Here is a 26255-nt window from a genome sequence, read left to right on the forward strand (position 1 = left end):
GACCCGCCGAATGAACTACAGGCGTGACATTGATGGTCTGCGGGCCGTTGCGGTGCTGCCCGTCGTGCTCTTCCATTTTGGCGTATCGGCCATTCCCGGCGGCTTCACCGGTGTCGATATCTTCTTCGTCATATCGGGCTATCTGATCAGCGGCAGCCTGCTCGACGATCTGGAGCGCGGCCAGTTCTCGATCGGCCGCTTCTACTGGCGCCGCGCGCGGCGCATCCTGCCGGCGCTGACTTTCGTCATCTTGCTCGCCAGCATCGCCGCCTGGTTCATCCTCCTGCCGTCGGATCTCCACGAGTACAGCCTCAGCGTGATCGCGGCCTCGACCTTCTGGTCGAACATCTATTTCTGGAAAACGACCAATTATTTCTCCATCGACGCGGAACTGCGGCCGCTGCTGCACACATGGTCGCTTTCGGTCGAGGAGCAGTATTATATCTTCGCGCCGGTCCTCGTGTACCTGATCTACCGATACGCGTCGAAGCGCTGGCTGACGATATTGCTGCCGATTGCCGTAGGCAGTTTTGCCCTGGCGGTCATGGCAACCACGCTGGCGCCGACCGCCGGCTTCTACCTCTTGCCGACGCGCATCTGGGAACTGGCGCTGGGCGCCATGCTGATGTTGAGAAAGCCGCCGGCGCTTGCCTCCCGTCCGCTGACTGAACTGATCGGGCTGGCCGGATTTGGCCTGATTGCCTTCGGCTTTCTGACGATTTCGGAAAGTGACCCGTTTCCGGGCTACAATGCCCTGTTTCCATGCATCGGAACGGCGCTGCTCATCTATGCGGGCCAGCCCCATGCGGACAGGCCGGTCCCTGTCGCCACGCAGGTGCTGCAGCTCACACCGCTGGTTTGGATCGGCCTTATCTCCTATTCGCTCTACCTCGTTCACTGGCCGATCAATTCGTTCGTCCACTATCTCTCGCTCAAGGCCATCGGCGTACCGACGATCGTGGCGATGATCGTGGCCAGCGTCGCGCTGGCGACGTTCTCGTGGAAATATGTCGAGCAGCCCTTCCGCCAGAAGCGGGCCTTCACCGCCCCAATGCCCATCTTCGCCTTCTCAGCGACGGCGATCGCCCTGCTGTGCGTCGGCGGCTTGGCCGGTGCGCTGGGCAAGGGTTTTCCGCAACGGTTCCCGGACTTCTCGACGGAACGGGTCGTGGTGGGTGACTGGCGCAACGGCGTCTGTTTCAACGAGGGCGCGAGCCGGATCGAGAACTGGAACCTCGCCGACTGCACCCGAACGCATGGCTTTGCCACCAATGTGCTGCTGTGGGGCGATTCCTTCGCCGCGCACTACGTGTCGGGGCTGGAGGCCAATGCGCAGAAAATCCAAGCCAACGTCATCCAGTACACCTATGCCGGCTGCCCGCCCAATCTGAGCTACTTCTCCTATGCGCGGCCGGCCTGCACGCGCTTCAACGAACGGGCGCTGTCGATCATTCGCGATGCCAACGTCCAGGCGGTGATCCTGAGCGGCAGATGGACCGACTACCAGGCAAGGGGCTTCGACGGCCTGCAGAAGACGGTCGACCGGCTGCACGACATGGGCGTCAAGGTCTATGTCATCGGCCAGTCTCCGGAATTCATCGCCGACGTCCAGAAAATCGCTTTCTTCGCAAGACGGGAGCACGTCGCGAACACATCCTGGCCGATGGCCATGGATCCGGACATCAACAAGCAGGTGCTGCCATTCGTCAAAGGGGCTGATTTCATCGACCCGCTGGCCTATCTGTGCGACGCGGCCGGCTGCTCCTATGCCGACGCCGGCACCAGGCAGTTCCTCTACTTCGACTACGGTCATTTCTCGTCCGCCGGCGCGACGCTCGCCATCTCGAAATACTGGCCAAGCTTTGCCGCCAGCAACAAAGTCGCCAAGGCAAAATAGGAATCGCGGCCAACGCCGAGAGAGGCGCGAAAGCGTTTGTTCGGGGGATCGCTTTGCGATTGCCCGAAGGCCGAACCTCATGGTAACGAGGGCACGCGCGGGTATGATGTAATGGTAGCCTGTCAGCTTCCCAAGCTGAACGCGCGGGTTCGATTCCCGCTACCCGCTCCAGCTCGCGCCCAAGGGTTAGAGCCTGATTTTAGAAAACCCTCACCTGACAGTTTTACAGGCAGTTTTGCAGCTTTCCGGCGCCTTTGCGCCGAATCCTGCCAATGCAGCAAAATCTATGCCTGGCCAATGCGCATCTGCCTCTTGAGGAGGAAACGGGCGAGGTTGTTGATGTTTCGCGGCGCCACCTTCTTGGGGAGATGCGCGAGCAGGTCCCTGGACCTGGCGTCGCTCTGGAACCGCTCGGCCCACTCTTCGGTGCGGGTGTCCCGCTGCACCCGCAAATTCGTCCTGAATTCTCCGCTGGGCATTTCAACCGACAGCTGCCGGGCCACCGATGCGATATAAGGACGAGGATCGTCCACGAGATCTTCATAAAACAAATGGTCGTAAGGCAGGCCGGACATGCGCAGATAGGCCTCCCAGAAGGCATAGCTCTGCCCGATCAGGAAGTAGGCCTGGCAGATACCGGCGAAGTCATATTGCGGGACGACCCTATCCGCGACGTCCATCGTGCTCCTCCAACGACCTGACGCCTTCGCCCGGCAATAGGAGATAGCCTGGCGAAGTCGGTCCCGTCGCTCCAGCAAGATCAAACCCATGGCATGGCGCCGGACGCATTCGGCGAGGAAGTCAGTCCCATATTTCGCCTGCGACCAGTCGAGGTGCCGTGGAAACAGCTTGACGGCAAACCTGCCATTTTCTGTCCTGCCGCGTTCGATCACCCCAGACAGGAGTTCGTCGAAGGATTTCGGCTTGAAGCCCAACGTGTCCGTATCGAGCCATTCAGCCGACTGACCCAGCGTTCCGGTGCTGTTTGCCAGACTGCCAAGCCATTCGGAGCCACTGCGGGCTTCGGTGAGGATCGCCACACCTTTCATGCGTGCCGATTGCTCTTGGTCTGTGGACGATTAACCGGTGCTACAAGATAGGGTTCTGGTTGATGGCCCCACGCCATGATCATACCTCTGTCTAGAATTCCATTAGAATCGTCTAATGTGATTCCGTCAATTCGAACTTATGCCAAAAGGGGTCGATCTTAGGCCAGGCAGGCCATCCAATTTCAGCGCGTTGGGTGATCGATGCCAATCTGGCACCTATTGGAAGATACAAGCTTCCCCTCTGCACAGTCGCGCAGCGACGACACCGGCCACGCGGCGGTGGCCGGACTGTTCGTCAACGGTTCGTCACAGCCAGACTCCGAGCCATACCCGCTCGCGCCAGCAACGCACATGACGGCGGCCATGGCGCCAGTATCGACGGCAAACCCGTCTCCAACCGCGGCGCCGCCGTCTCCCTCCGTAATAGCGATCTCCGTAGTAGCGATGGTGCCAACGACGGTGGGAGACCTTTTCCACTTCGACGTCGCCATCGCCTTCGAAGACAGCCGGATCCGGCTTGTCCAGTTCATCGAGAATTCCGTTGCCCTGAGGAATACCGGCAACCGCGCGGCTAGGCCCGGCTACGCCCGCAAACGCCACGGCCCCGGCAACGCCCAGCATTCCTGTGAGAAACAACCGACGTTCCATCAAAACCTCCCGAGTTGTTGACATCGGCACCTCGTCCCCTCGCCCAAAACGGGCTCCAGCGAGCATGCCGTTTGGCCTGAACGCGCCACTGCACTTGTTGTTCCATCACCCCACTTCGCGCAGGATGAAATCGTGCAGCATCTTGGCGGCCGGCGAAAGCGCGCGATTCCTGACCGTGATCAGGCTGTAGGGCCTGACCTCGATGTCGAATTCGGTCTGGACGACATCGATGGCGCCGGCGAGTCCGTCGGGATTCTGGATGAATTTCGCCACCTGCACCGAGACCGGTGCGATGGCGTCGGACTGCGCGACCATGACCAGTGTCAGGAGCAGCGAACTGGTGTTGAGTATCCGGTCCGGCAGCGCGATGTTGCGGTTGAGGAAATTGCTCTCCATTGCCTGGCGCAAGGGCGAGCCGCCCGACTGGAAGACCCAGTCATAGGCGGCCGTGTCTTCCAGCCGCACCACGCTGCCCCTGGTCAGCGGGTGGCCACGACGCACGATCAGACAGGCTTTCTCGACGCCGATGACACGCGATTCGAACAGCCGCGGATTGAGATCGTCGGGGATGCGCGCAATGATGAAATCATGGCGCGTGGCGATCAGTTCGCGCGCCAGCACATTCGAGGTCTCGACCTGCATGGTGATCTCGATGCGCGGATAGATGCGGCGGATTTCGCGGATCGCCGGCACCGCCAGTTCGATCGCCGGCGCCGTCACCGCGCCAAGAAACACGGAACCGCCCTTGCCCGCCTTGAGCTCGGAAATCTCGCGATCGACCTCGCGCATCTCCAGCAGGATCGAACGCGCACGCCTGGCCAGCGCCTTGCCGTAAGGCGTCAGCGTGATGCCGCGCGGCAGCCTCTCGCACAGCTTGACCTCGAGCACCGCCTCCATCTCGGCAATCATGCGCGATGCCGCCGGCTGCGAAATGTTCATGACCTGCGCCGCAGCACTCACCCGGCCATGATCGTCGAGCGCGACGATCATGCGCATATGACGCAGGCTGAGACCGCTGCGCAGCAGGGTTTCGCCATCGCCTGGGGTCTCGTTGTAACCATTTGAACCCGCAGCAGGATTCCGCAACGCCGCCATGGTTTTTCCCTACCTTCGCTCGCAGCCCGCCGGCATTTGCCGGCAACCCGTCACGCGCCATAACATATATCACTTGCGGTATAGCAACCATCAAAGATCGCATTTGACAGTTATGGCAAAAGGGCGGCAACGTCAGCGCGTTCCGAGACGCAACGGTCGCCGACGATAAAAATCGTATCGATTGAAATCAGCGGCTCGGGACCATGGGAGGATACCGGAGATCGATATGACGGCAGCAGTGCCTTGGCGCTTCTGCACGATTGCGCGGCCCGCGACCCCCGGGGTGCTGCGTCCATCAACCAGGGAGAGTTACGTGAAAATCATCAAGACACTGGCCGCAGTCGCGGCGCTTGGCATCGCTGCCATGACCTACTCGGCGCACGCCGCCGACAAGGGTCTCGTCGGCGTGCTGATGCCGACCAAGACTTCGCAGCGCTGGATCAATGACGGCGACGCCGTCAAGTCCCAGCTCGAGGCTCTCGGCTACACCGTCGACCTGCAGTATGCGCAGGACGACATCCCCAACCAGCTCAGCCAGCTGGAAAACGAAATCACCAAGGGCCCGAAGGCGCTGATCATCGCCTCGATCGACGGCACCACGCTGTCGGATGCGCTGCAGAAGGCCGCTGACGCGGGCGTCGTCGTCGTCGCCTATGACCGACTGATCAAGAAGACCGCCAATGTCGACTACTACACCACCTTCGACAATTTCGGCGTCGGCGTGATCCAGGCGAATTCGCTGGTCAAGGGCCTCAAGGAGCGCTTCCCGAACACCAAGCCGTGGAACGTTGAACTGTTCGGCGGCTCGCCGGACGACAACAACGCCTTCTTCTTCTACAACGGCGCGATTTCCGTCCTGCAGCCTTTGATCGACGACGGTTCGATCAAGATCAAGTCCGGCCAGATGGGCATGGACAAGGTCGGCACGCTGCGCTGGCTGGCGGCAACCGCCCAGGCCCGCATGGACAACCTGCTGTCGGCCAACTACTCGGACGGCAGCCGCGTCGATGGCGTTCTGTCGCCGTATGACGGCCTGTCGCGCGGCATCACCGCCTCGCTGCGCGCCGTGGGCTACGGCACGGCTGCTCAGCCCTGGCCTGTTGTGACCGGCCAGGACGCCGAGACCGCCTCGGTCAAGCTGATCATCTCGGGCGAGCAGTATTCGACCGTGTTCAAGGACACACGCGAACTGGCCAAGTCGACCGTCCAACTGGTCGACAAGGTGCTCTCGGGCGGCAAGCCGGATGGCCTCGACACCAAGACCTACAACAACGACGTCAAGGTCGTTCCCTCGATCCTGCTGACGCCGCATGAGGTCGACAAGTCGAACTACCAGAAGCTGGTCGTCGACTCCGGCTACATCAAGGCCGAAGACCTGAAGTAATCTCTGTTATAAAGTTGGGGGTCCTGCGCGACGCAGGGCCCCTTTTCGTTCACAAGCGACCCCGGTATTGTTACTGCCGGCCTAGAGCAATTCCAGGAAAAGTGCGCAGCGGTTTTCCCGGGAAAAAGCGTAGCGCTTTCCCCTGGGAATTGCGTAAAAACAAGAAAGTCTAGGAGCTTGCCCCGATGACCTCGACGATTTTGGAGATGCGCGACATCACCAAGACGTTTCCCGGCGTGAAGGCGCTGTCGAATGTCAACCTCAGTGTCGAGGAAGGCGAAATCCACGCCGTGGTCGGCGAGAACGGCGCCGGCAAGTCGACGCTGATGAAGGTGCTGTCGGGTGTCTATCCCGCGGGCACCTATGACGGCCAGATCATCTTTCAAGGCCAGGAATGCCAGTTCAAGGGCATCCATGACAGCGAGCACAAGGGCATCGTCATCATCCACCAGGAGCTTGCGCTGGTGCCGATGCTGTCGATTGCCGAAAACATCTTCCTCGGCAACGAACACGCCAAATATGGTGTGATCGACTGGGACGCCAACGAGGCGCGCACCAGCGCGCTGTTGAAGAAGGTGGGGCTCAAGGAAGACCCCAAGACACTGATCACCAATATCGGCGTCGGCAAGCAGCAGCTGGTCGAGATCGCCAAGGCGCTGAGCAAGGAAGTCAAGCTGCTGATCCTCGACGAGCCGACCGCGTCGCTCAGCGAAAAGGACAGCCAGGCGCTGCTCGACCTCTTGCTCGAGTTCAAGCGGCAAGGCATGACCTCGATCCTGATCTCGCACAAGCTCAACGAAGTGAATCGGGTCGCCGACAAGGTTACCGTCATCCGTGACGGTCGCACCATCGAGACGCTGGCCAGGAAGGACATTTCCGAGGACCGCATCATCACCTCGATGGTCGGCCGCTCGCTCGACGACCGCTATCCGCCGCGCGAACCAAAGATCGGCGAGGTCGTCTTCGAAGTGAAGAACTGGTCGGTCTATCACCCGATCCATGCCGAGCGGCAGGTGATCAAGGGCATCGACATCAATGTGCGCAAGGGCGAGGTGGTCGGCATAGCCGGGCTGATGGGCGCCGGCCGCACCGAATTCGCCATGAGCCTGTTCGGCCGTTCCTATGGCCGTCGCATCACGGGCGAGGTGCTGCTCAAAGGCAAACCGATCGATGTCTCGTCCGTGAGCAAGGCGGTCGAACACGGCATCGCCTATGTGACCGAGGACCGCAAGACCTACGGTCTCAACCTGATCGACCACATCAAGCACAACATCACGCTTGCCAATCTCGGCGGCGTGTCGCGTCACAGCGTGATCGACGATTTGCGCGAACTCGCCGTTGCCAATGATTATCGCAAGAAGACCAATATCCGTGCTTCGAGCGTCTATCAGATGACGGGCAATCTTTCCGGCGGCAACCAGCAGAAGGTGGTGTTGTCGAAATGGCTGTTCGCCGATCCGGATTTGCTGATCCTCGACGAGCCGACGCGCGGCATCGATGTCGGCGCCAAGTACGAAATCTACACGATCATCGCGCGCCTTGCCTCGGAGGGTAAGGCGATCGTGGTCATTTCGTCGGAAATGCCGGAATTGCTCGGCATTACCGACCGCATCTACGTCATGAACGAAGGCCGCATCGTCGGCGAAATGCCCGCGGCGGACGCAAGCCAGGAAAAGATAATGCGCGCCATCGTTCGCGGAGAAGGAAAAGCAGCATGAGCACCGACAGCGCCCCCGCCCCGCAGGGCAACATCGCCGAGGAACAGCGTCCACGCATTGCCGTCTCGGCGCTGACGACCAACCTGCGCGAATACGGTCTCATCATCGCGCTGATCGTCATCATGCTGTTCTTCCAGTTCACCACGTCGGGAACGCTGTTCAAGCCGGTCAACCTCAGCAATCTGGTGCAGCAGAACTCGTTCATCATCGTGATGGCGCTGGGCATGCTGCTGGTCATCGTTTCCGGCTATATCGACCTCAGCGTCGGCTCGGTCGCCGGTTTCATCGGCGCGCTGGCGGCGAACATGATGGTCATCTGGCAGCTCGGACCGCTCAGCAATCCGCTGGTGGTTTCGATCGTCTGCCTGATCGTGGGCGGCCTCATCGGTGCGGCGCAAGGCTATTGGATCGCCTATCACCGGATACCGAGCTTTATCGTGACACTGGCCGGCATGCTGATCTTCCGCGGCATCTGCCAGGCACTGCTGGGCGGCGGCTCCTCGGTGGGCCCCCTCCCGGACGGCTTCAAGGCGCTGAGCTCCGGCTTCATCCCGGACGTTATCGGCCCGCTGACGCTGATCGCGCCCACCGTGAACGCCGCCGGCAAGACCATCGTGGGCAGCGGCCTGACGCTGCACATGACTACGATCGTGCTCGGCCTGATCGCCGTGCTGGCCTATGCCTATTTCGGGGTGAGGACACGGCGCAAGCGCGAACGCCACGGCTATGAAGCCGAGCCCTTCCCCCTGTTCGTCGTCAAGACGCTGGTCGCAAGCGCGCTGGCGCTGTTCCTGGTCTATGAGTTCGCCAGCTACAGGGGCCTGCCGGTGGTGCTGCTGGTCATGGGCGTGCTGATCTCGCTGTTCGTCTTCGTCACCAAGCGCATGACCATCGGCCGCCGCATCTACGCGATGGGCGGCAATCCCAAGGCGGCGCAGCTGTCGGGCATCAACACCGAGCGGCTGACGCTGCTGGTGTTCATCAATATGGGCGTGCTTTCGGCACTCGGCGGCCTGATCATCGCTGCTCGCCTCGGCCAGGCCGTGCCGGCGGCCGGTCTGGGCTCGGAGCTCGACGTCATCGCCGCCGTCTTCATCGGCGGCGCCTCGGCAATGGGCGGAGTCGGCCAGGTCATCGGCGCCGTGGTCGGCGGCTTCATCATGGGCGTCATGAACAACGGCATGTCGATCATGGGCGTCAATGTCGACTGGCAGCAGGTGGTCAAAGGCCTGGTGCTGCTCGGCGCCGTGATCTTCGACGTCTACAACAAGAACAAGGCCTGACAGGGGGCAATTCCAGGGAGTCGCGGTTTTCCGTCTGGAATTGCGCAAAAACAAAATACCGGGAGCGGGCCAAACCGCTCCGGCGAGGCAACAAGGAAGGCATACGGGTCACATCGCGGCGCTGCCGGCAACCGACCGGCACGAAGAAGTTCCCTTAAGGAACCAGGCCCCGCGAGCGCAATCCGAACGGAGAATTTCACCCGTGGCATGGGCGACGTCCCAGCCGCGCTTGGGAAGGTTTGCCGCGGCGGCAGCCATGCCAAGGCACTTGAGAGAGGATTGATCATGCTGATCTCGCAGATTCTCGATGACGCCGAGACCATCCGCGTCGTTGCCCGCAATGGCGGCAAGACCCGGATCATCAACGGCGCCCGCAGCGTCTACTCGCTGGCGATGGAGGCAGCCCGCACCGGCGTCGGCCTCGCCACACTGATCGAGCGCAAGGGGCTCGGCGAGACGGTCGATCTCGATGCCGCCTACAAGAAGGGGCGGCTGTTGTCGCCGATCAATCACCCCGATCCGGCGCATCTGCATCTCACCGGCACCGGGCTGACGCATCTCGGTTCGGCGGCGACGCGCGATTCCATGCACAAGAAGCTCAGCAGCACCGATGGCGAGGAGCAACTCACCGATTCTATGAAGATGTTCCGCATGGGGCTGGAGGGCGGCAAGCCCGCCAAGGGCCAGGTCGGCGTGCAGCCGGAATGGTTCTACAAGGGCAACGGCACGATGGCCGTGGCGCCGGGTGCGGCACTCCTGTCACCGGCCTTCGCCAAGGACGCCGGCGAGGAACCCGAAATCGCCGGCATCTATGTCATCGGCGATGACGGCGCGCCCTTCCGCGTCGGCTTCACGCTGTCGAATGAGTTTTCCGACCACGTGACCGAGCGCGTGAACTATCTCTTCCTCGCCCACTCCAAGCTGCGCAACGCCTCGTTCGGTCCGGAGATCCTGATCGGCGACCTGCCTTCCGACATCCGCGGCACCTCGCGCATCGTGCGCGACGGCAAGACGCTGTGGGAAAAGCCGTTCCTGTCGGGCGAAGCGAACATGTCGCACACCATCGCCAATCTCGAACACCATCACTTCAAATATTCGGCGTTCCGCCAGCCAGGCGACGTGCATGTGCATATGTTCGGTACGGCGACACTATCCTTCGCCGACGGCGTCAAGACAGAAGCCGGCGACGTGTTCGAGATCGAGGCCGGGGATTTCGGCCTGCCGCTGCGCAACCCGCTCGAGATCGAAAAGCCGGTGAAGGTGGCGGTGAAGGCGCTGTGAGACAGCGCCCCTTCCTTCTCCCCTGTAGGAGAAGGTGGATTGGCGCGTAGCGCCGAGACGGTTAAGGGGTGCGTGACAGAGTGAGGCGTTGGCGTTCCCTGGAACACCCCTCGTCAGACCTCGGTTCGCGAGGCCACCTTCTCCCACAGGGGAGAAGGAAGAGCTCTTCAACCTCAATAAATATCGAAGTCGAAATACTTGGCCTGGATCTTCTTGTAGGTGCCGTCGGCGACGATCGCATCGATGGCCGCATTGAGCTTGTCGCGCAGGGCGGTGTCGTCGAGCCGCACGGCGATGCCGGCTTGTGTTTCCGTGCCCTTGACGTCGCCGACCAGCTTGCAGCAGCCGTCGCTTGCCTTCTTCAGCCAGTCCACCAGCACGAACTTGTCCGAGATCACGGCATCAAGCCGGCCATTGGTCAGGTCGGTGATCGCCTCTTCCTGGGTTGGATAGAGCTTTGCCTCTGCACCTGCCTTGCCATAGGTGTTCTGGGCATAGTCGGCCTGCGTGGTCGAAGCCTGGGCGCCGACCGTCTTGCCGGCAAGGGCCGCCGGGTCGGCCGAGGTCAGATCGCTGTCCTTCGGCGCCACCAGAGCGAGTGGCGTTGTGTAGTATTTGTTGGTGAAGGCGACCTGCTTCTTGCGCTCCTCGGTGATGCTCATCGAGGCGATGATGGCGTCGAACTTCTTGGCCTGCAAGGCCGGGATGATGCCGTCCCAGTCCTGGGTGACGATCTCGCACTCGACCTTCATCTGCGCGCACAGCGCGTTGGCGATGTCGATGTCGAAGCCGACAACCTTGCCGTCAGAGGTGATGGTGTTGAACGGCGGATAGGCGCCCTCGGTGCCGATCTTCAGTTTCTCGGCAGCCTGCGCCGACAGAGAGCCGGCGGCCATCGCCAACATGGCGGCGCCTGCCGCCGACAGGATCCACTTCGAGATCTGCATTTTGTTGTTCCCCTTGAGCGCCGCCATCTCGACGGCCGATAAGCCAGCCAAGCATGGTGTGCCAGCACAGGCAAGTATCTTGCCTGCGGCAATCGGGGTTCAGCGCGCGGCGCGGAAATGCTTGGAGAGCTTCAGGCCCTGTGCCTGGTAGTTGGAGCCGAGATCGGTGCCGTAGAGCGCCTGCGGCCGCCTCAGCATGTGCTCGTAGACCAGCCGGCCGACGATCTGGCCATGGTCGAGGATGAACGGCACTTCGTGGCTGCGCACTTCAAGCACCGCCCGGCTGCCGGTGCCGCCGGCCGCCGAATGGCCGAAGCCCGGATCGAAGAAGCCGGCATAATGGACGCGGAATTCACCGACCAGCGGGTCGAAGGGCGTCATCTCGGCGGCATAGAGCGGCGGCACATGCACTGCCTCCTGGCTGACGAGGATGTAGAATTCGTCGGGATCGAGCACCAGTTCGCCGGCGCCGCTTTTGCGGATCGGTTCCCAGAAATCGACCACATCCTGCGCGGCACGCTTGTCGACGTCGACGAGGCCGGTGTGATGCTTGCCGCGATAGCCGACCAGCCCGTCACTGTCGCCCTTGAGATCGATCGACAGCGCGATGCCGCCGCCCGAAATATTTGGTGGCTCTGTGGCGACCAGCATCTGCGCGCGATGCAACTCATGCAATTCGGCTTCCGAGAGCAGCGCGTTGCCGGTACGGAAGCGAATCTGCGACAGGCGCGAACCGGTGCGCACGACGATCGGGAAGGTGCGCGGGCTGACTTCCAGGTAGAGCGGACCGTTGTAGCCGGCGGCGATCTTGTCGAACTCGTGGCCACGGTCAGTCATGACCCGAGTGAAGATGTCGAGCCGCCCGGTCGAACTCTTCGGATTGGCCGAGGCGGACACGGCTGGAGGCAGCGCAAGGCTTTCCAGCAGCGGCACGATGTAGACACAGCCCGTTTCCAGCACCGCGCCGTCGGCGAGGCTGAACTCATGCAGCTTCAGCCGATCGAGTTTGTCGGCAACCCTATGATCCGGACCCGGCAGGAAGGACGCCCGCACCCGCCAAGCCTTGTCGCCGAGCCTGAGATCGAGGCTGGCTGGCTGGATCTGGTCGGCATCGAGCGCGCGCGGCGTCTTCAGCGCGCCGGACTGGAACAGCGCTGCAATGTCCTGATCGGGAAGAATGCCTGTCTGCCGCAAGCTCCGCTCCTAGGCCAGACGATTTCCTGCCGCAGGTTCCGCAAAACCGTGGAACACTTTTGCGGAACCTGCTTGGTACAAACCTCTTAATGAAGCCGGCAATTGACGCAAGCGTGGTACGGGTCTAAAGGGTCGTTATCCCGTGGTGATTTGGCCGGTCGGCTTGCAGCCACGTTAAACAAGTCGCTAAAGGACCGTTGGCCGCGAGGCCGTATGGACCGGTTGCGACTTTCGCGGCCGGTTTTTTTGTGTTTGGAACAAAGCGATGAGCAGCAAGAAGCGCAACTGGAAGCCTCAGACAGCCCTCGTGCATGGCGGAACCCTGCGTTCCGGCTTCGGCGAGACCTCCGAGGCGATGTACCTGACCCAGGGCTATGTCTATCAAACGGCGCAAGCCGCTGAAGCCCGTTTCAAGGGCGAGGAACCCGGTTTCATCTATTCGCGCTACGCCAATCCGACCGTCGACATGTTCGAAAAGCGCATGTGCGCGCTGGAAGGCGCGGAGGACGCACGCGCCACGGCATCCGGCATGGCGGCGGTGACGGCGGCCCTTCTGTGCAGCGTCAAGGCCGGTGACCACATCGTGGCGGCGCGCGCGCTGTTCGGCTCCTGCCGCTGGGTGATCGAGACGCTGGCACCGCGCTACGGTATCGAGGCGACGCTGGTCGACGGCACCGATATCGCCAACTGGGAAAAGGCGGTCAGGCCCAACACCAAGCTGTTCTTCCTGGAAAGCCCGACCAACCCGACATTGGAAGTGGTCGACATCGCAGCCGTCGCATCGCTTGCCAACTCGATCGGCGCGCGGCTCGTCGTCGACAATGTCTTTGCCACGCCTCTCCAGCAGAAGCCGTTGCAGCTCGGCGCGCATATCGTCGTCTATTCGGCGACCAAGCACATCGACGGCCAGGGCCGGTGTCTCGGCGGTGTGATCCTGTCGGACAAGAAGTGGATCGACGAGAATTTGCATGACTATTTCCGCCACACCGGCCCCAGCCTGTCGCCCTTCAATGCCTGGACGCTGCTGAAGGGCCTGGAGACGCTGCCGCTGCGCGTGCGACAGCAGACGGAGAGCGCCGGCAAGATCGCAGATTTCCTGGCCGAGCAGCCGCAGATCGCCCGCGTCATCTATCCCGGACGCGCCGACCATCCGCAGGCCGAGATCGTCAAGAAGCAGATGTCGGGCGGCTCGACGCTGATCTGCCTCGACGTCAAGGGCGGCAAGCAGGCGGCCTTCGCCTTGCAGAACGCGCTCGAGATCGTGCTGATCTCGAACAATCTCGGGGATGCCAAGAGCCTGATTACCCATCCGGCCACGACCACGCACAAGAATTTGAGCGACGAGGCGCGCGCCGAACTCGGCATCGGACCAGGCACGCTCAGGCTGTCGGTCGGCCTGGAGGATACCGGCGACCTTCTGGAAGACATCGCGCAGGCGCTGAAGGCTGCCAAATAGGGAGCCGTCGAGGCCGCGTCGTCCGCGCCGCGATCAGGCGCGCGACGGCGTTTCTTCCAGTTCGGCCGCCTTGGTGCCGATGATCATTGCATTGCCGCGCCAGTCGACGGCGCCGCCGAGCCAGCCGCGCGCCCACATGGCTGGAAGCATCAAGTCCCGCGCAATCATCGCCGCGACCGCGCGCGGCGACAGGTGCCAGCCCTTGGACCAGGCCAGGGCACATTCCGGAAGGTAGAAGGCCGCCAGCACGGCGATGGCGACCGGCGGCAGGCTGAAGCCGGCGCTTGCCGCCGCAACCAGCGCAAGCATCAGCGGCACCACCGCACCAGTCAGGATTTCCGGCGCGAAGAACCGCGGGAAGGTGACGCGGCGCAGGCGCGCCCAGCGGGCCTGGCGCGACCAGATCGTGCCAAGCGTGCGCCGGCCAAGCGGCTGCTCGAAGGGTGCCGCGACAAGATTGACGCGCAGGCCAAGCCCATTAACCAGCTTGGTCGCGGCGGCGTCCTCGGCGATTTCGGCGGCCAGCGCGCGGATGCCGCCATTGGCATCCAGCATCGGCTTGTTCCACAACATGCTCTTACCCTGGGCAAAGCCAAGGCCGAGCGCCTCGCCGGCATACTGCCAGCGGGCCTGGAGCGTGTTGAGGAAGGCGCATTCGACCTCGGCCCAGAAGCCCTCCGGCCGCGAGCCGATCGGTGTCGAGCAGACAAGGCCGGTATCCGTCCGCCACGCCGCCATCAGATGCTGGACGTAGTCTCCCGGCATCAGCACGTTGGAGTCAGCCAGCACGACCCAGTTGTGACGCGCTGCTTCCCAGCCCTTGATGCAATTGTTGAGCTTGGGATTGGCGCTGACACGGTCGTCGCCAATCAACAGCCGGGCCGGCACTTTTGGAAAGCGGCCAATGGCGGCACGGATCAGCCTGACCACCGGGTCGTCTCCATGGGCGACGCAGAAGATCAGCTCGTAGCGCGGCCAGTCGAGCGAGAAGGCGCGCTCCAGCGTCTCCTGCGTGAACGGTTCGACGCCGCGCGAAGGTATGACAATCGATACTGCGGGCGATTTGCCGGCCGGTCGCTCGATCGTGGTGCGCCGTTTCAGCTGTGATGCGGCGAGCAGGATGCTGGCGGCGTTTGAAAGGACAAGAGCAGTCGAAAGCGAGGCGGTTACGAGAGCGAATTCCATCGAGATCTGGTCACTCCAGAAGAGACGGCCGGCGTATGGCCGTTTTCAACAGTTCGACAGAGCGCCGAGTCGCCCGGTTTGTGCACACCACCATTGTCATGTGTCACTTAAATGACATTCTTTGCCGGCACCTGCGTTTCAAGGTCAGGCGCGACAAGACGCGCACGTTGACCTGGTCGCCGGGAGCGCCGAAAGGTTCTGTTGGTTTGAGCATGATCTCTGGACAAACGGAAAACCCGTTTGTCCGAGAAAACCGGTTCCCACTTTTCGGGATCATACTCTAGATTGTTTTGGAGCCGCTTATGTACCGCGCCGTCACGCGCAACATCGAAGTGCAGGTCAGGCCGTTCTACCTCGAGGACCGCTCCGATCCTTCCGAGAACCGCTATGTCTGGGGCTATCAGATAACGATCGACAACCAGTCGGACGAATTCGTGCAGCTTCTGTCGCGCTATTGGCACATCACCGACGGTGCCGGCCGGGTGGAGGAAGTGCGCGGCCCGGGCGTCGTCGGCGACCAGCCCGAACTCAATCCCGGCGACAGTTATCAGTACACGTCCGGCTGCCCGCTCTCGACGCCATCAGGCATCATGGTCGGGCACTACACGATGCGCAACAAGCGCGGCGAGACCTTCGACATCGCCATCCCGGCTTTTTCGCTGGATCTGCCGGGGACCAGGCGGACGGTGAATTGAGACTAGCGTCTTTCTCCCCGTTTACGGGGAGAAATGCCCGGCAGGGCAATGAGGGGCGGCGCCAGCCTTCCCGAGATATCGTCGAGGACGGGTCCGCGCACGGCCATTCGCCGAAGTTAGCGCTGCCCCTCATCCGCCCTTCGGGCACCTTCTCCCCGTAAACGGGGAGAAGGCAAGGAACTTCACTGCGCAGCGAATTCCGCCGGGTCGAAGTCGTACTGCTTCGAGCAGAATTCGCAGGCGACGTGGATGCCGCCGTCCTCGGTCGAGTCCTTGATCTCCTGCGCGGAGAAACCCTCGAGGATACCGCGGATCTTGTCACGCGAGCATGAGCACTGGTCGGCGACGGGAACACCGCCGAAGACGCGCACACCATGCTCGTGGAACAGGCGATAGAGCAGCCGTTCGGCGCCGATCGTCGGATCGATCAGCTCGGTCGGCTCGATCGTGCCGAGCAGCGCCAGCAGTTCCTGCCAGGAATTGTCCGCGGGATCATGGATCTCGTCGCGCGGATCGCCATCACCGCCGGGCAGGTCCGGAACGCGCATGCGCTCGGGCGACTGCGGCAGGAACTGCGCCAGGATGCCGCCGGCGCGCCACTGTTCGCGCGCGCCGCCGACGCCGGGCGTCAAAAGCTTGGCCACGGACAGCCTGATATCAGTCGGGATCTGCTCCGACTGGCGGAAATAGGTGCGCGCTGCGTCTTCCAGGGTTTCGCCGTCGAGCTGGACGATACCCTGATAGCGCTGCGTATGGGCGCCCTGGTCGATGGTCAGCGCCAGCACGCCGCTGCCGAGCAGCGTCTGCTGGGATGTCTCACCTGCCGCGACCAAAGCCTCGAGCCTGTCGGCGTCGAAGCGCGCATAGGCGCGCAGTGCCGAAGGCGTGCTAAAATCCGCCACCAGCATGTCGACCGGCCCGTCGGTGCGGGTCTGCAGGATGAACTTGCCCTCGAATTTGAGCGAGGTGCCGAGCAGCACCGTCAGCACACAGGCTTCCGCCAGCAGGCGGGCGACCGGCTCGGGATAATTATGGCGGCCGAGGATGGCGTCGAGCATCGGCCCGAGCTGCACGGTGCGGCCGCGCACGTCGAGCGGGCCGACCTCGAACGGCACGACATGGTCGTCGCCGGCATAGCCGAACTCGCCGAGTTTGGGGTGATGTTCAGTCACTTGATGCGTTTCCAACATGACAAAGCTCCAGGGCGCGGCCATGCCGCCCCCTGGGGTGCATGCGTCCAAACGCGCTTGATTTGCGTGATGCGGCGCAGATAGGCATCGCGCCCCCGCAGATCAAGCGCCCAGGCCTTTCAAACCCCAAGCCACCTCAAGCCCCAAGACACCAGGCAAGCACCGCCTTCTGGGCGTGGAGCCGGTTTTCGGCCTCGTCGAAGACCACCGAATGGGGTCCGTCGATGACCTCGTCGGTCACTTCCTCACCGCGATGCGCCGGCAGGCAGTGCATGAACAGTGCATCCGGCTTGGCATGCGCCATCAGCTTGGCATTGACCTGATAGGGCGAAAAGACGTTGTGGCCGCGCGCACGATGCTCCTGCCCCATCGACACCCAGCAATCGGTGACGACGCAGTCGGCCTGGTCGACGGCCTCCTCGGGCGAGCGGGTGAAGTGCAGCTTGCCGCCATGCGCCTTGGACCAGTCGATATGCTTCTGCGCCGGCTCGCTGCCTTCCGGCACGGCGACGTTGAGGTTGAAGCGGAACCGCGCCGAGGCCTCGAGCAGCGAATGCAGCACATTGTTGCCGTCGCCTGTCCAGGCGATGGTCTTGCCGGCCACCGGACCGCGATGCTCCTCGAAGGTCATGATGTCGGCCATCAGCTGGCACGGATGGGTGTCGTCCGTCAGCCCGTTGATCACCGGAACCGTGGCGTTCTCGGTCAGTTCCAGCAGCCGGTCATGCGACGTGGTGCGGATCATGATCGCATCGACATAACGCGACAGAACCTTGGCGGTGTCGGCAATGGTTTCGGAGCGGCCAAGCTGCATTTCGGTGCCGGTCAGCATGATGGTCTCGCCGCCAAGCTGGCGCATGCCGACGTCGAAGGAGACGCGTGTACGCGTCGACGGCTTGTCGAAGATCATCGCCAGCACCTTGCCTTCGAGCGGCCTAGTGCGCTCGCCGGCCTTGAGGCGCGCCTTTCGCACCACCGCGTCGTCCAGCATGAAGCGTAGGTCACCCTCGGAAACGGTGGAAAGATCGGTGAAATGGCGAACTGACATCAGCAATATTCCGGAATTACTTCGCAGCGGCCACGGCGATGGCGTCCGCCAGGCCTTTGGCACCGGCGCGGATGCGGTTGAGCGCTTCGTGGATCTCGGCATCGGTGACGGTGAGCGGCGGCAGCAGGCGAATGACATTGTCGCCGGCCGGAACCGCCAGCAAATGCTGGTCGCGCAGCGCCATGTTCACCTTGGTGTTGGGCATGGCGCATTTGAGGCCAAGCATGAGACCTGTGCCCCGGATGCCTTCGATGACATCGGGAAACTCGTCGGCGATCGCCGCCAGGCCTTGCTTCATCAGCAATGCCTTGCGCTGGATGTCCTCGAGGAAGCCGTCCTCCAGCACCACATCGAGCACGGCATTGCCGACTGCCATGGCCAGCGGGTTGCCGCCGAAGGTGGTGCCGTGCACGCCAGCCGTCATGCCGACAGCAGCTTCATCGGTTGCAAGGCAAGCGCCCATCGGGAAGCCGCCGCCAATGCCCTTGGCGATCGCCATGATGTCGGGCGTCACGCCTGACCATTCATGCGCGAACAGCTTTCCGGTGCGGCCGATGCCGCACTGGACCTCATCATAGATCAACAACAGGCCGTGCTGGTCGCAAAGCTGCCGCAGCCGCTTCAGTGACTGCGTCGGGACCGGCCGAATCCCGCCCTCGCCCTGCACCGGTTCGATCAGGATCGCGGCGGTTTCCGGCGTGATCGCCTTCTCGGCGGCATCGATGTCGTCGAAGCCTACCTGGTCGAAGCCTTCGACCTTGGGGCCGAAGCCTTCAAGGTATTTGTACTGGCCACCGGCCGCGATGGTCGCCAGCGTGCGGCCATGGAAGGCGCCTTCGAAGGTGATGACGCGGAAGCGCTCGGGATGGCCCTTGACGAAATGGTAGCGCCGCGCCGTCTTGATCGCGCATTCCAACGCCTCGGCGCCGGAATTGGTGAAGAACACCTTGTCGGCGAATGTGGCATCGACCAGGCGCTCGCCGAGCCGGCTCTGTCCGGGGATCTCATACAGATTGGAGACGTGCCATAGCTTTGCCGCCTGCTCGGTCAGCGCCGCGACCAGATGCGGATGGCTGTGGCCGAGCGAATTGACCGCGATGCCGCCGGCGAAATCGAGATATCGCTCGCCCTTGTCGGTAACCAGCCAGGTGCCTTCCCCGTGGTCGAAAGCCAGGGGAGCGCGAGCAAAGGTCTCGTAAAGCGCCGAACCGCTCATTATATGCGTCTCCGGTACCGGAAAATCAAAAAAGCCGCCAAAGCGGCGGCCTTGTGCGGCTTATCGTGTTTTTCGGCCATGAAGTCAACGAAAACGTCGCGTAGTGGCACGCGGCAAGCCCCCTGACGAGACGCCGGCTCATAAGCGACCGGGCAAGTTGGGGAAAACCGAAAAAACCGATTCGTGTTGCACTTGGGACTCTTGTCACCGAGTCAGCGCATAAGGTAATTGTAGTCGAGAAATAACTAGATTTCGTGCGGCGGACCTAATCACCAGATATATGTGGTGTCTGCCCCAGCAGTGGTGCTGGGTCGGGAAAGGATTCTGATTGCCGCACGCTTAGCAGGAGCGCGGTCTCATGAACTGGACTGACGAGCGGGTCGAACTTCTCAGAAAATTGTGGTCGGAGGGTCTGAGCGCAAGCCAGATTGCTGCCCAGCTTGGAGGGGTGAGCCGCAACGCCGTCATCGGCAAGGTGCACCGCCTGAAGCTGTCGGGCCGCGGTCGCACAACGGCGACGCCGGCACGCCAGAAGAAGACGACACAGGGCTCGACCGTTCAGAAGTCGGTGGCCCGCGCCGCAAGCACGGCTCGCCACGTCACGACATCGATCGGCGCGACCGCCCTGCAGACGCAATTCGACGCCGAACCGGTGGCGCGGCACTATATCCGCCCGGTCGAGAACGTCGTGGTACCGATCTCACGGCACCTGCAGCTCGTCGAGCTGACGGAACGCACCTGCAAATGGCCGAACGGCGATCCGCTGTCGGAGGACTTCAACTTCTGCGGCAACGAAGCCGCCGAAACCGGTCCGTATTGCAAATACCACGCCCGTGTCGCCTTCCAGCCGGCGGCAGAGCGGCGGCGGAACCGATAGATAGGGAATAAGCAGTGGGGATTGGGCAGTAGGACAATACTGCCTATTTGCCCTGGGCCGGCGCTCGCGAGGCGCTTCTTACGCTACTGCCTACTGCCTGCGCTCATAGCCACCCATTCTTGCGAAACCGCCAGTAGAGAAACGCGCAGATCGCCGCGATGGTGGCCAGCACGACCGGGTAGCCATACTCCATCTTCAGTTCCGGCATGTCGGTAAAGTTCATGCCGTAGATGCCGGCGAACGCCGTCGGCACCGCCAGGATGGCCGCCCATGAGGCGAGTTTCTTGGAAATCGCCGTTTCCTGGCTCTGACCGACCAGCAGGCTCGCCTCGAAGGCGAAGGCCAGCACCTCGCGCAGGCTGTCGATCTTTTCCTGGACGGTGCGGATATGGTCGGTCACGTCGCGAAACAGCGGGTGCATGGCTGAATGGATCTGCGGCAGGTCGGCACTGGTCAGGCGGCGGCAGACTTCCACCAGCGGCAGCGCCGCATTGCGCAGGCGCAGGAGATCGCGGCGCAGCATGTAGAGCCGCTCGATATCGGGGCCGGTCATCGGCTTCAAAAGCACCCTGTCCTCGATCACCTCGACCTCGTCCTCGATCTGCTCAAGCACAGGCATGTAGTTGTCGACGATGAAATCGAGAATGGCATAGAGGACGAAGTCCTCGCCCTTGGCCAGTGAATGCGGGCAGCTTTCCCAGTGCTGGCGCACGGCGGCGTAGGAGGTCGACGGACCGTGTCTGACACTGACGATATAGCCCGAGCCGACGAACAGATGCGTCTCGCCGAAAGTCACCCGTCCTTCGATCAATTGCGCGGTGCGGGCGACGATGAACAGCGCATCACCATATTGCTCGATCTTCGGCCGCTGGTGCGGATGCTCGGCATCCTCGATCGCCAGTTCATGCAGGTGGAATTGCGCCTGGACGCGCAACAGAAGTTCGCGATCCGGTTCGAGCAGCCCGATCCAGACGACATGTCCCGATTTCTTGGCCCATTCGCCGGCTTCCTCGATCGGAATGTCGGCGATACGCCGCCCGGCCGTGTAGACGCTGGAGGCGATGATGCCTGATGTCGCCGCCGCGGGCTTGAACTCTCGGACATATTCCATCGCAGCCTCCGGAAAGCAGGACCTTTATCCAAGGCCTGAGAAGCTTAACGCCGGCACAGTTTAGCGCAATATGATCTGGCGTTCGAGAGGACGAACGCTCATTTCGCCGGAAGCGTCGCCGAAAGGCTGATCTTGTCCGTCTTGTCGCCTTTCGGCCGCTCGGCCGGCATCTGGTCGCCGGTGACGATGTAGTAGATGGTCTCGGCGATGTTGGTGGCATGATCGCCGATGCGCTCGATGTTCTTGGCGCAGAACAGAAGATGCGTGCAGGGCGTGATGTTGCGCGGATCTTCCATCATATAGGTCAGCAATTCGCGAAACAGCGACGTGTACATGGCGTCGATCTGGTCGTCGCGGTCACGCACGAAGCCGATCTTGTCGACCGAGCGCGATGCGTAGACGTCGAGAACTTCCTTGAGCTGGGTCAGCGCCAAATTGGCCAGGGCCTCGAGGCCGCGGAACAGGCTGGTCGGCTGGCGGCCGTCGGTGACGGCGACCACCCGCTTGGCGACGTTCTTGCCGAGGTCGCCGACCCGTTCGAGGTCGGCCGAAATGCGGATGGCGCCGACGATCTCGCGCAGGTCCGTCGCCATCGGCTGGCGCTTGGCGATGATGATGATCGCCTTGTCGTCGATCTCGCGCTGCCCCTCATCCAGCACGGCATCGTCGTTGATGACCTTCTGGGCCAGTCCCGGATCGGCATTGACGAGAGCGGCGACCGCCTGCTCGACCATGCGCTCGGCATGGCCGCCCATCGCCGCGATACGCTTCGACAGATATTTCAGCTCCTCGTCAAAGGCGCTCATTATGTGCACGGACTGCATGGATGAAATGCCTTCCCACGGGTTCTTGAGTCGTTTCCTCGAATCCCCGCTGATACGCTAGCCGGATGACAGAAAAAAGAAACGGTTCCAGGGAAAATAGGGCAGTATCAGTGCGTCGGCAAATGAACCGAGAAGGCGGCGCCCTTGCCGACCTCGGATTTGATCGTCAGCCTGGCATTGTGGCGCGTCAGGATGTGCTTGACGATGGACAGGCCAAGGCCGGTGCCTTTCTGGGTCCGGCTGGTCTCCACGTCGATGCGATAGAAGCGCTCGGTGATGCGCGGAATGTGCTCCTCGGGAATGCCGGGGCCGAAATCCCGGATGATCACATCAATGCCCGGTTCGGAACCGTCATCGGCGGGGGCGATCGACACCACGACGCGGCCGCCGGACTGGCCGTATTTGCAGGCGTTTTCCAGCAAGTTCTCGAAAACCTGGAACAACTCGTCGCGATCACCCGGTACGTTGAGAGGTCCCTTGGCGAAATCGCGCTCGATGACAACACTGTTTTCACGGGCAAGCGGAGCCAGTGAATCGATGACGCTGTCGACGGTCTGGCGCAGGTCGACCTCGGTTCCCGGCTTCAGATAGGGCTTCATCTCCAGCCGGGACAACGACAGGAGGTCATCGATCAGGCGCGCCATGCGGCCGGTCTGGTTCTGCATGATCTGCAGGAATTGCTCGCGCGCCGCCGGATCGTTGCGGGCCGGTCCGCGCAGAGTTTCGATGAAACCGGCGATCGAGGCGAGCGGGGTGCGCAATTCGTGGCTGGCATTGGCGATGAAATCGGCGCGCATGCGGTCGATCCTGCGCGTTTCGCTCTGGTCCTTGAACACCAGTACATAGAGGTCGGTGCCGTGCCCGACCGACGACGCGCTCACCCGGTAGGCCCGTTCGACCGGCAGCTTCTCGGTATAGTCGACGACATCGGAGGCGATCGTGCCCGACAGCACGCCGTCGAGCAGGGTCTGCATTTCCGGCGCCCGGAACTTAAGCGGCAGCGACAGGCCCGGTGCGATGCCGCCAAAAGCAGCAAAGGCGGCGGCGTTGGCGTGGACGATGGTGGCGGAGCGGTCGAAAATAATCAGTGGGTCGGCGACGGCCGCCGCCAGATATTCGCCCGACAGGCGCTGCAGGCCGATCGCCTCGATCGCGGCGGTATTCTCGCCGGACTGGCGCAGGCCGGCGGCCGGCAACAGTGCGGCAGCGGGCAGCAGAAGCAGCGCCGGCACCAGCACATAGGCGGAGATCCCCGCGAAGGCAAAAGCGATCAGGATACCGATAACGCCAGCGACGAGCAGCCAGCGACTGTTCCACAGCCGGATGGCCATGACTTGCGCCACACTTGCCTGCTCTGCGCTTTGCTCAGCCATCCGCGCGTCCTATAGCCCTCTCGGGCGCTGTCCGGCCGTATGGCAACTTCCTGCTAGACCGGCATGGAGGCTCCCAATAGCATGAGTCCGTAAGCTGGAAAGGGTTCGTCTCGATGAAAAAAGCCAAGGAAAATCCCGCGACGCCGACGTCAGGTCCGCTGAAGATCAAAATCGACGGCAAGGAACGGGAATTCGACATCGAGAATCCCGAGCTTCCGGACTGGGTCGAGGACAAAAAGCTGACGGCGGGCGGCTACCCCTACGACAAGAAGATGAACAGCGACGACTATGACGAGACGCTGGAGAAATTGCAGATCGAGCTGGTCAAGGCGCAGGCATGGCTGCAGGCGACCGGCAAGCGGGTGATGGCGCTTTTCGAGGGCCGCGATGCCGCCGGCAAGGGCGGCACGATCTTCGTGGTGCACCAGTATCTCAACCCACGCACGGCGCGCAACGTGGCGCTGACCAAGCCGACCCCCACCGAACTGGGGCAATGGTACTACCAGCGTTATGTCGACCATTTCCCGACGTCGGGCGAATTCGTCACCTTCGACCGCTCCTGGTACAACCGCGCCGGCGTCGAGCCGGTGATGGGCTTCTGCACGCCCGAACAGCATGAGAAGTTTCTCGATGAAACGCCGCATTTCGAACGGATGATCGTCAATGACGACATCCACTTCTTCAAATTCTGGCTGAACATCGGCCGGGAAACGCAGCTCGAGCGCTTTCACGATCGCCGCTACAGCCCGCTGAAGAGCTGGAAGTTCTCGCCGATCGATGTCGCCGGCATCACCAAATGGGACGATTACACCAAGGCGCGCGACACCATGTTCGAGCGCACCCACAAGGCGTTCGCGCCGTGGATCATCGTGCGGGCCAATGACAAGCGCCGCGCGCGACTGGCGGTGATGCGGCGGATCCTTTTGTCGCTGCCTTATGAGGGGCGCGATCTCGATACCGTCGGCAAGGAAGACAAGAAGATCATCGGCGAAGGGCCGTCATTCCTCGGCAAGCAAGACTGAGGCTTCCTGTGCCGCGCGGCCATCGGCCCGCGCGGCGCAGATTTTTCCTGATCGCTCAGGCGGCCAGCCTGGCGATCCGCTGCAGGCGCCGCAGCGTGGTGTCGTCCTGAAGCGCCTGCTGGAACAGCGAGATCTCCTGGTCGATGCGGTCGCACAGCACGCCGGTATTTCCCTTGAGCAGGCCACGGGTCTGCAGCAGGGCGGCGACCGGCTTCTTGGCGAGCTGCCTGGCGCGGCCGAGTGTCGCCTCTTCCACGCCGTCATGCACGATCTCGGCGACGAGGCCGAGTGCCCTGGCGTCCTCGGCGTGGAGCGTGTCGCCGAGGCAGAAGAAGCGGAAGGCGCCGGCATAGCCGAGCTTCTGCGGCGCCAGGATGCTGGTCGCCGCGTCCGGCACAAGGCCGAAATCGACGAACGGCACCCGGAACGTGCTTTCATTCGAGGCGATCACCATGTCGCAGTGGAACAGGATGGTGCAGCCGACTCCGACGGCATCGCCGTCGACGCAGGCGAGGATGGGCTTGGGGAACGTCGCCAGCGTGCGGAACATGTCGGTGACGGCGGCGATCAGCTTCTGGTGCTTGGTGGCGTCGAGGAATTCAGAAAAGTCGCCGCCAAGGCAGAAGCAGCCCGCCAGGCCGCGCAGCACGACGACACGGACCTCGTCATTGTCGGCGGCTTCATGGAACGTCCTGGCGAGGCTTTCATAGGCCCTTCTGTCGAGCACCGGCCGGCCGTCATTCGACGACACGGTGACGATCAGCGTGTGGTTGCGCAGTTCCGGTTGCGGGTGCGGGTTCATGGTGGCCTCCAACCTCATGACGCCCTCCTTTGGCCGAACATGTCGGGATATCCCCGGGCCAGGACGGGAGCATGGTGATTGCGGCGCGACCGCACCACGTCCAGCGTGTGTTCATTGAAGGAGAGCAGGGTCGCCACTACCTGCTGATTCCCATAGGTGCGCTGATAGCCCAGCGGCGTCGCCAGGAAATGCAGCTGCAAGGCGCGCAACACCCACATCGGCTCGAACTCGATGATCACCTTGTCGACGCCGCGCTTCAGCCCCCACTCGACGAAGCCGGCAATCAATTCGGTGCCGACGGTCGAGACGCCGCGACGGCCATCGCGAAAACCGGGAGCCACCGCATAGCGGGTCAACTCCCAGATGTTGGGACCCGATGGCGGCGTTCCTTCGGAAAGGTCGGCCAAGACCTCGGTCAGCAGATGGGGCCGTGTGGTCGGCAACATCCGTTGATAGCCCGCGACTTCGTTGCCCCTGATGACGATCTGATGCACCGCCTCGTCATGGTCGAACTGGTCGACCTCGAATCCGTCCGGGCGCCGCAGGTCCTCCCACCCCATTTCCTCGACAAATATCTGGTAGCGCAGGCGATGGACGGCCTCCCAAAGATCGGGACGTTCCATCAATTCTTGAGTAGTAAGACAAAAAAGCATGCCGTCGTCTCCTGGGTTTAAGAGGAAGATACGGCCGTGCTTCAACGAGAAAATTGCGTGATCACGTAGGCAAGAAATTGTAGGTCGGCACGGCCGACCTAGCTAATGTAGCCGCGCCTTATCGCTTCTGCGACGGCCTGGACCCGGTTGACGGCACCGAGTTTGCTTTTGGCGTTAAGAAGATGTTTCTCCGACGTGTGTTCGGAGATGCCGAGGATTTGCGAAATCTCCCATTCCGACTTGCCGACGGGGGACTGTCAGGAATTCCGTGTGCGGGCGGGCATAATGGGTAAAAAGGATTCCCACT

The 26255-nt window shown here is 62.4% G+C and carries 23 protein-coding genes, 1 tRNA gene, 1 pseudogene and 1 riboswitch; of the genes and pseudogenes, 10 read left to right on the forward strand and 15 right to left on the reverse strand.

The window, feature by feature from the left end:
- Positions 1-10: 10 nt before the first annotated feature.
- Together QQK95_RS13950 and QQK95_RS13955 are read left to right on the forward strand one after the other, a co-directional pair.
- A complete protein-coding gene (locus QQK95_RS13950) occupies positions 11-1897 on the forward strand; it encodes an acyltransferase family protein (protein ID WP_284273288.1) in 1887 nt (628 codons plus the stop codon).
- 97 nt (positions 1898-1994) lie between these two features.
- Positions 1995-2068, forward strand: a tRNA-Gly gene (locus QQK95_RS13955).
- Positions 2069-2181: 113 nt separating this feature from the next.
- On the opposite strand, the gene QQK95_RS13960 is transcribed toward QQK95_RS13955, so the two are convergent.
- From QQK95_RS13960 to QQK95_RS13970, 3 genes are all read right to left on the reverse strand, one after another.
- Entirely contained in the window at positions 2182-2946 is a 765-nt protein-coding gene (locus QQK95_RS13960; RefSeq protein ID WP_284273290.1) for a Stf0 family sulfotransferase, read from the reverse strand.
- 306 nt (positions 2947-3252) lie between these two features.
- Positions 3253-3594 carry a protamine-2 (modular protein) gene (locus QQK95_RS13965; protein WP_284273292.1) on the reverse strand — a complete coding sequence of 114 codons (342 nt, stop codon included), beginning with the start codon at positions 3592-3594 and terminating at the stop codon, positions 3253-3255.
- Positions 3595-3699: 105 nt separating this feature from the next.
- A complete protein-coding gene (locus QQK95_RS13970; RefSeq protein ID WP_284273295.1) occupies positions 3700-4689 on the reverse strand; it encodes a LysR family transcriptional regulator in 990 nt (329 codons plus the stop codon).
- Positions 4690-5002: 313 nt separating this feature from the next.
- Between QQK95_RS13970 and chvE the strand changes: the two genes are divergently transcribed.
- From chvE to araD1, 4 genes are all read left to right on the forward strand, one after another.
- Positions 5003-6073 (forward strand): multiple monosaccharide ABC transporter substrate-binding protein, encoded by a 1071-nt coding sequence (gene chvE, locus QQK95_RS13975; RefSeq protein ID WP_284273296.1) that lies wholly within the window; start codon positions 5003-5005, stop codon positions 6071-6073.
- A gap of 185 nt (positions 6074-6258) precedes the next feature.
- Positions 6259-7791 (forward strand): multiple monosaccharide ABC transporter ATP-binding protein, encoded by a 1533-nt coding sequence (gene mmsA / locus QQK95_RS13980; RefSeq protein WP_284273298.1) that lies wholly within the window; start codon positions 6259-6261, stop codon positions 7789-7791.
- Positions 7788-9074: a multiple monosaccharide ABC transporter permease gene (gene mmsB, locus QQK95_RS13985; RefSeq protein WP_284273300.1), complete on the forward strand. Its 1287-nt coding sequence runs from the start codon at positions 7788-7790 to the stop codon at positions 9072-9074. Before mmsA ends, mmsB begins: the two co-directional genes overlap by 4 nt.
- Before the next feature lie 285 nt (positions 9075-9359).
- Entirely contained in the window at positions 9360-10355 is a 996-nt protein-coding gene (gene araD1, locus QQK95_RS13990) for an AraD1 family protein (RefSeq protein ID WP_284273328.1), read from the forward strand.
- A gap of 173 nt (positions 10356-10528) precedes the next feature.
- Here the strand turns inward: araD1 and QQK95_RS13995 are convergent, their stop codons facing one another.
- Positions 10529-11302 carry an ABC transporter substrate-binding protein gene (locus tag QQK95_RS13995; protein WP_284273302.1) on the reverse strand — a complete coding sequence of 258 codons (774 nt, stop codon included), beginning with the start codon at positions 11300-11302 and terminating at the stop codon, positions 10529-10531.
- A gap of 99 nt (positions 11303-11401) precedes the next feature.
- Positions 11402-12496 carry a 2'-deoxycytidine 5'-triphosphate deaminase gene (locus tag QQK95_RS14000; RefSeq protein WP_284273303.1) on the reverse strand — a complete coding sequence of 365 codons (1095 nt, stop codon included), beginning with the start codon at positions 12494-12496 and terminating at the stop codon, positions 11402-11404.
- A gap of 132 nt (positions 12497-12628) precedes the next feature.
- Positions 12629-12706: riboswitch (SAM riboswitch) on the forward strand.
- A gap of 55 nt (positions 12707-12761) precedes the next feature.
- Between QQK95_RS14000 and QQK95_RS14005 the strand changes: the two genes are divergently transcribed.
- Positions 12762-13952, forward strand: a complete 1191-nt coding sequence (locus QQK95_RS14005) for an O-succinylhomoserine sulfhydrylase (protein WP_284273305.1) — start codon at positions 12762-12764, stop codon at positions 13950-13952.
- 33 nt (positions 13953-13985) lie between these two features.
- On the opposite strand, the gene QQK95_RS14010 is transcribed toward QQK95_RS14005, so the two are convergent.
- Entirely contained in the window at positions 13986-15137 is a 1152-nt protein-coding gene (locus tag QQK95_RS14010; protein WP_284273307.1) for a ceramide glucosyltransferase, read from the reverse strand.
- A 302-nt stretch (positions 15138-15439) separates the two neighbouring features.
- Between QQK95_RS14010 and apaG the strand changes: the two genes are divergently transcribed.
- Complete coding sequence (apaG, locus tag QQK95_RS14015) at positions 15440-15832, forward strand: Co2+/Mg2+ efflux protein ApaG (protein ID WP_010913396.1); 393 nt, start codon at positions 15440-15442, stop codon at positions 15830-15832.
- 182 nt (positions 15833-16014) lie between these two features.
- On the opposite strand, the gene QQK95_RS14020 is transcribed toward apaG, so the two are convergent.
- The 3 genes from QQK95_RS14020 to QQK95_RS14030 form a co-directional block, all read right to left on the reverse strand.
- Positions 16015-17046: an Hsp33 family molecular chaperone gene (locus QQK95_RS14020; protein WP_284273312.1), complete on the reverse strand. Its 1032-nt coding sequence runs from the start codon at positions 17044-17046 to the stop codon at positions 16015-16017.
- Positions 17047-17158: 112 nt separating this feature from the next.
- On the reverse strand, positions 17159-18070 hold the full coding sequence (gene argF, locus QQK95_RS14025; protein ID WP_010913394.1) for an ornithine carbamoyltransferase: 912 nt from the start codon (positions 18068-18070) through the stop codon (positions 17159-17161).
- A gap of 16 nt (positions 18071-18086) precedes the next feature.
- The gene (locus tag QQK95_RS14030; protein WP_284273316.1) at positions 18087-19286 is read right to left on the reverse strand and encodes an aspartate aminotransferase family protein; all 1200 of its coding nucleotides are present in this window, start codon (positions 19284-19286) and stop codon (positions 18087-18089) included.
- Positions 19287-19644: 358 nt separating this feature from the next.
- Between QQK95_RS14030 and QQK95_RS14035 the strand changes: the two genes are divergently transcribed.
- A complete protein-coding gene (locus tag QQK95_RS14035) occupies positions 19645-20163 on the forward strand; it encodes a GcrA family cell cycle regulator (protein WP_284273318.1) in 519 nt (172 codons plus the stop codon).
- 103 nt (positions 20164-20266) lie between these two features.
- Here QQK95_RS14035 and QQK95_RS14040 read toward each other — a convergent pair whose 3' ends face one another.
- The 3 genes from QQK95_RS14040 to QQK95_RS14050 all read right to left on the reverse strand — a co-directional run bounded on the left by QQK95_RS14040 (position 20267) and on the right by QQK95_RS14050 (position 23471).
- Positions 20267-21274, reverse strand: a complete 1008-nt coding sequence (locus QQK95_RS14040) for a magnesium and cobalt transport protein CorA (protein ID WP_284273319.1) — start codon at positions 21272-21274, stop codon at positions 20267-20269.
- A gap of 98 nt (positions 21275-21372) precedes the next feature.
- Positions 21373-22098: a phosphate signaling complex protein PhoU gene (gene phoU / locus QQK95_RS14045; RefSeq protein WP_284273321.1), complete on the reverse strand. Its 726-nt coding sequence runs from the start codon at positions 22096-22098 to the stop codon at positions 21373-21375.
- Between the two features lie 107 nt (positions 22099-22205).
- Positions 22206-23471 (reverse strand): ATP-binding protein, encoded by a 1266-nt coding sequence (locus tag QQK95_RS14050; RefSeq protein WP_284273322.1) that lies wholly within the window; start codon positions 23469-23471, stop codon positions 22206-22208.
- Between the two features lie 113 nt (positions 23472-23584).
- On the opposite strand from QQK95_RS14050, the gene ppk2 reads away from it, so the two are divergent.
- Positions 23585-24493: a polyphosphate kinase 2 gene (ppk2, locus tag QQK95_RS14055; RefSeq protein WP_284273323.1), complete on the forward strand. Its 909-nt coding sequence runs from the start codon at positions 23585-23587 to the stop codon at positions 24491-24493.
- A 55-nt stretch (positions 24494-24548) separates the two neighbouring features.
- Here ppk2 and QQK95_RS14060 read toward each other — a convergent pair whose 3' ends face one another.
- The 3 genes and pseudogenes from QQK95_RS14060 to QQK95_RS14070 form a co-directional block, all read right to left on the reverse strand.
- Positions 24549-25295, reverse strand: a complete 747-nt coding sequence (locus QQK95_RS14060) for an enoyl-CoA hydratase-related protein (protein ID WP_284273329.1) — start codon at positions 25293-25295, stop codon at positions 24549-24551.
- Positions 25296-25309: 14 nt separating this feature from the next.
- Entirely contained in the window at positions 25310-25948 is a 639-nt protein-coding gene (locus QQK95_RS14065) for an acyl-homoserine-lactone synthase (RefSeq protein ID WP_095771883.1), read from the reverse strand.
- A 98-nt stretch (positions 25949-26046) separates the two neighbouring features.
- Positions 26047-26181 (reverse strand): annotated as a pseudogene (locus tag QQK95_RS14070) (response regulator transcription factor); the annotation flags it as partial.
- Positions 26182-26255 lie beyond the last annotated feature (74 nt).

Origin of the sequence: Mesorhizobium huakuii, assembly GCF_030160235.1 — a bacterium.
Lineage (GTDB): Bacteria > Pseudomonadota > Alphaproteobacteria > Rhizobiales > Rhizobiaceae > Mesorhizobium > Mesorhizobium huakuii.

Coding starts and splice junctions, on each gene's coding strand:
- phoU (WP_284273321.1), bottom strand. CDS start 22,098: ATGCAGTCCGTGCACATAATGAGCGCCTTTGACGAGGAGCTGAAATAT.
- QQK95_RS13950 (WP_284273288.1), top strand. CDS start 11: ATGAACTACAGGCGTGACATTGATGGTCTGCGGGCCGTTGCGGTGCTG.
- QQK95_RS14010 (WP_284273307.1), bottom strand. CDS start 15,137: ATGGAATTCGCTCTCGTAACCGCCTCGCTTTCGACTGCTCTTGTCCTT.
- QQK95_RS14060 (WP_284273329.1), bottom strand. CDS start 25,295: ATGAACCCGCACCCGCAACCGGAACTGCGCAACCACACGCTGATCGTC.
- araD1 (WP_284273328.1), top strand. CDS start 9,360: ATGCTGATCTCGCAGATTCTCGATGACGCCGAGACCATCCGCGTCGTT.
- mmsA (WP_284273298.1), top strand. CDS start 6,259: ATGACCTCGACGATTTTGGAGATGCGCGACATCACCAAGACGTTTCCC.
- ppk2 (WP_284273323.1), top strand. CDS start 23,585: ATGAAAAAAGCCAAGGAAAATCCCGCGACGCCGACGTCAGGTCCGCTG.
- QQK95_RS14050 (WP_284273322.1), bottom strand. CDS start 23,471: ATGGCTGAGCAAAGCGCAGAGCAGGCAAGTGTGGCGCAAGTCATGGCC.
- QQK95_RS13995 (WP_284273302.1), bottom strand. CDS start 11,302: ATGCAGATCTCGAAGTGGATCCTGTCGGCGGCAGGCGCCGCCATGTTG.
- QQK95_RS14040 (WP_284273319.1), bottom strand. CDS start 21,274: ATGGAATATGTCCGAGAGTTCAAGCCCGCGGCGGCGACATCAGGCATC.
- QQK95_RS14030 (WP_284273316.1), bottom strand. CDS start 19,286: ATGAGCGGTTCGGCGCTTTACGAGACCTTTGCTCGCGCTCCCCTGGCT.
- QQK95_RS13965 (WP_284273292.1), bottom strand. CDS start 3,594: ATGGAACGTCGGTTGTTTCTCACAGGAATGCTGGGCGTTGCCGGGGCC.
- QQK95_RS13960 (WP_284273290.1), bottom strand. CDS start 2,946: ATGAAAGGTGTGGCGATCCTCACCGAAGCCCGCAGTGGCTCCGAATGG.
- mmsB (WP_284273300.1), top strand. CDS start 7,788: ATGAGCACCGACAGCGCCCCCGCCCCGCAGGGCAACATCGCCGAGGAA.
- QQK95_RS13970 (WP_284273295.1), bottom strand. CDS start 4,689: ATGGCGGCGTTGCGGAATCCTGCTGCGGGTTCAAATGGTTACAACGAG.
- QQK95_RS14020 (WP_284273312.1), bottom strand. CDS start 17,046: ATGGCCGCGCCCTGGAGCTTTGTCATGTTGGAAACGCATCAAGTGACT.
- argF (WP_010913394.1), bottom strand. CDS start 18,070: ATGTCAGTTCGCCATTTCACCGATCTTTCCACCGTTTCCGAGGGTGAC.
- QQK95_RS14035 (WP_284273318.1), top strand. CDS start 19,645: ATGAACTGGACTGACGAGCGGGTCGAACTTCTCAGAAAATTGTGGTCG.
- QQK95_RS14005 (WP_284273305.1), top strand. CDS start 12,762: ATGAGCAGCAAGAAGCGCAACTGGAAGCCTCAGACAGCCCTCGTGCAT.
- QQK95_RS14065 (WP_095771883.1), bottom strand. CDS start 25,948: ATGCTTTTTTGTCTTACTACTCAAGAATTGATGGAACGTCCCGATCTT.
- apaG (WP_010913396.1), top strand. CDS start 15,440: ATGTACCGCGCCGTCACGCGCAACATCGAAGTGCAGGTCAGGCCGTTC.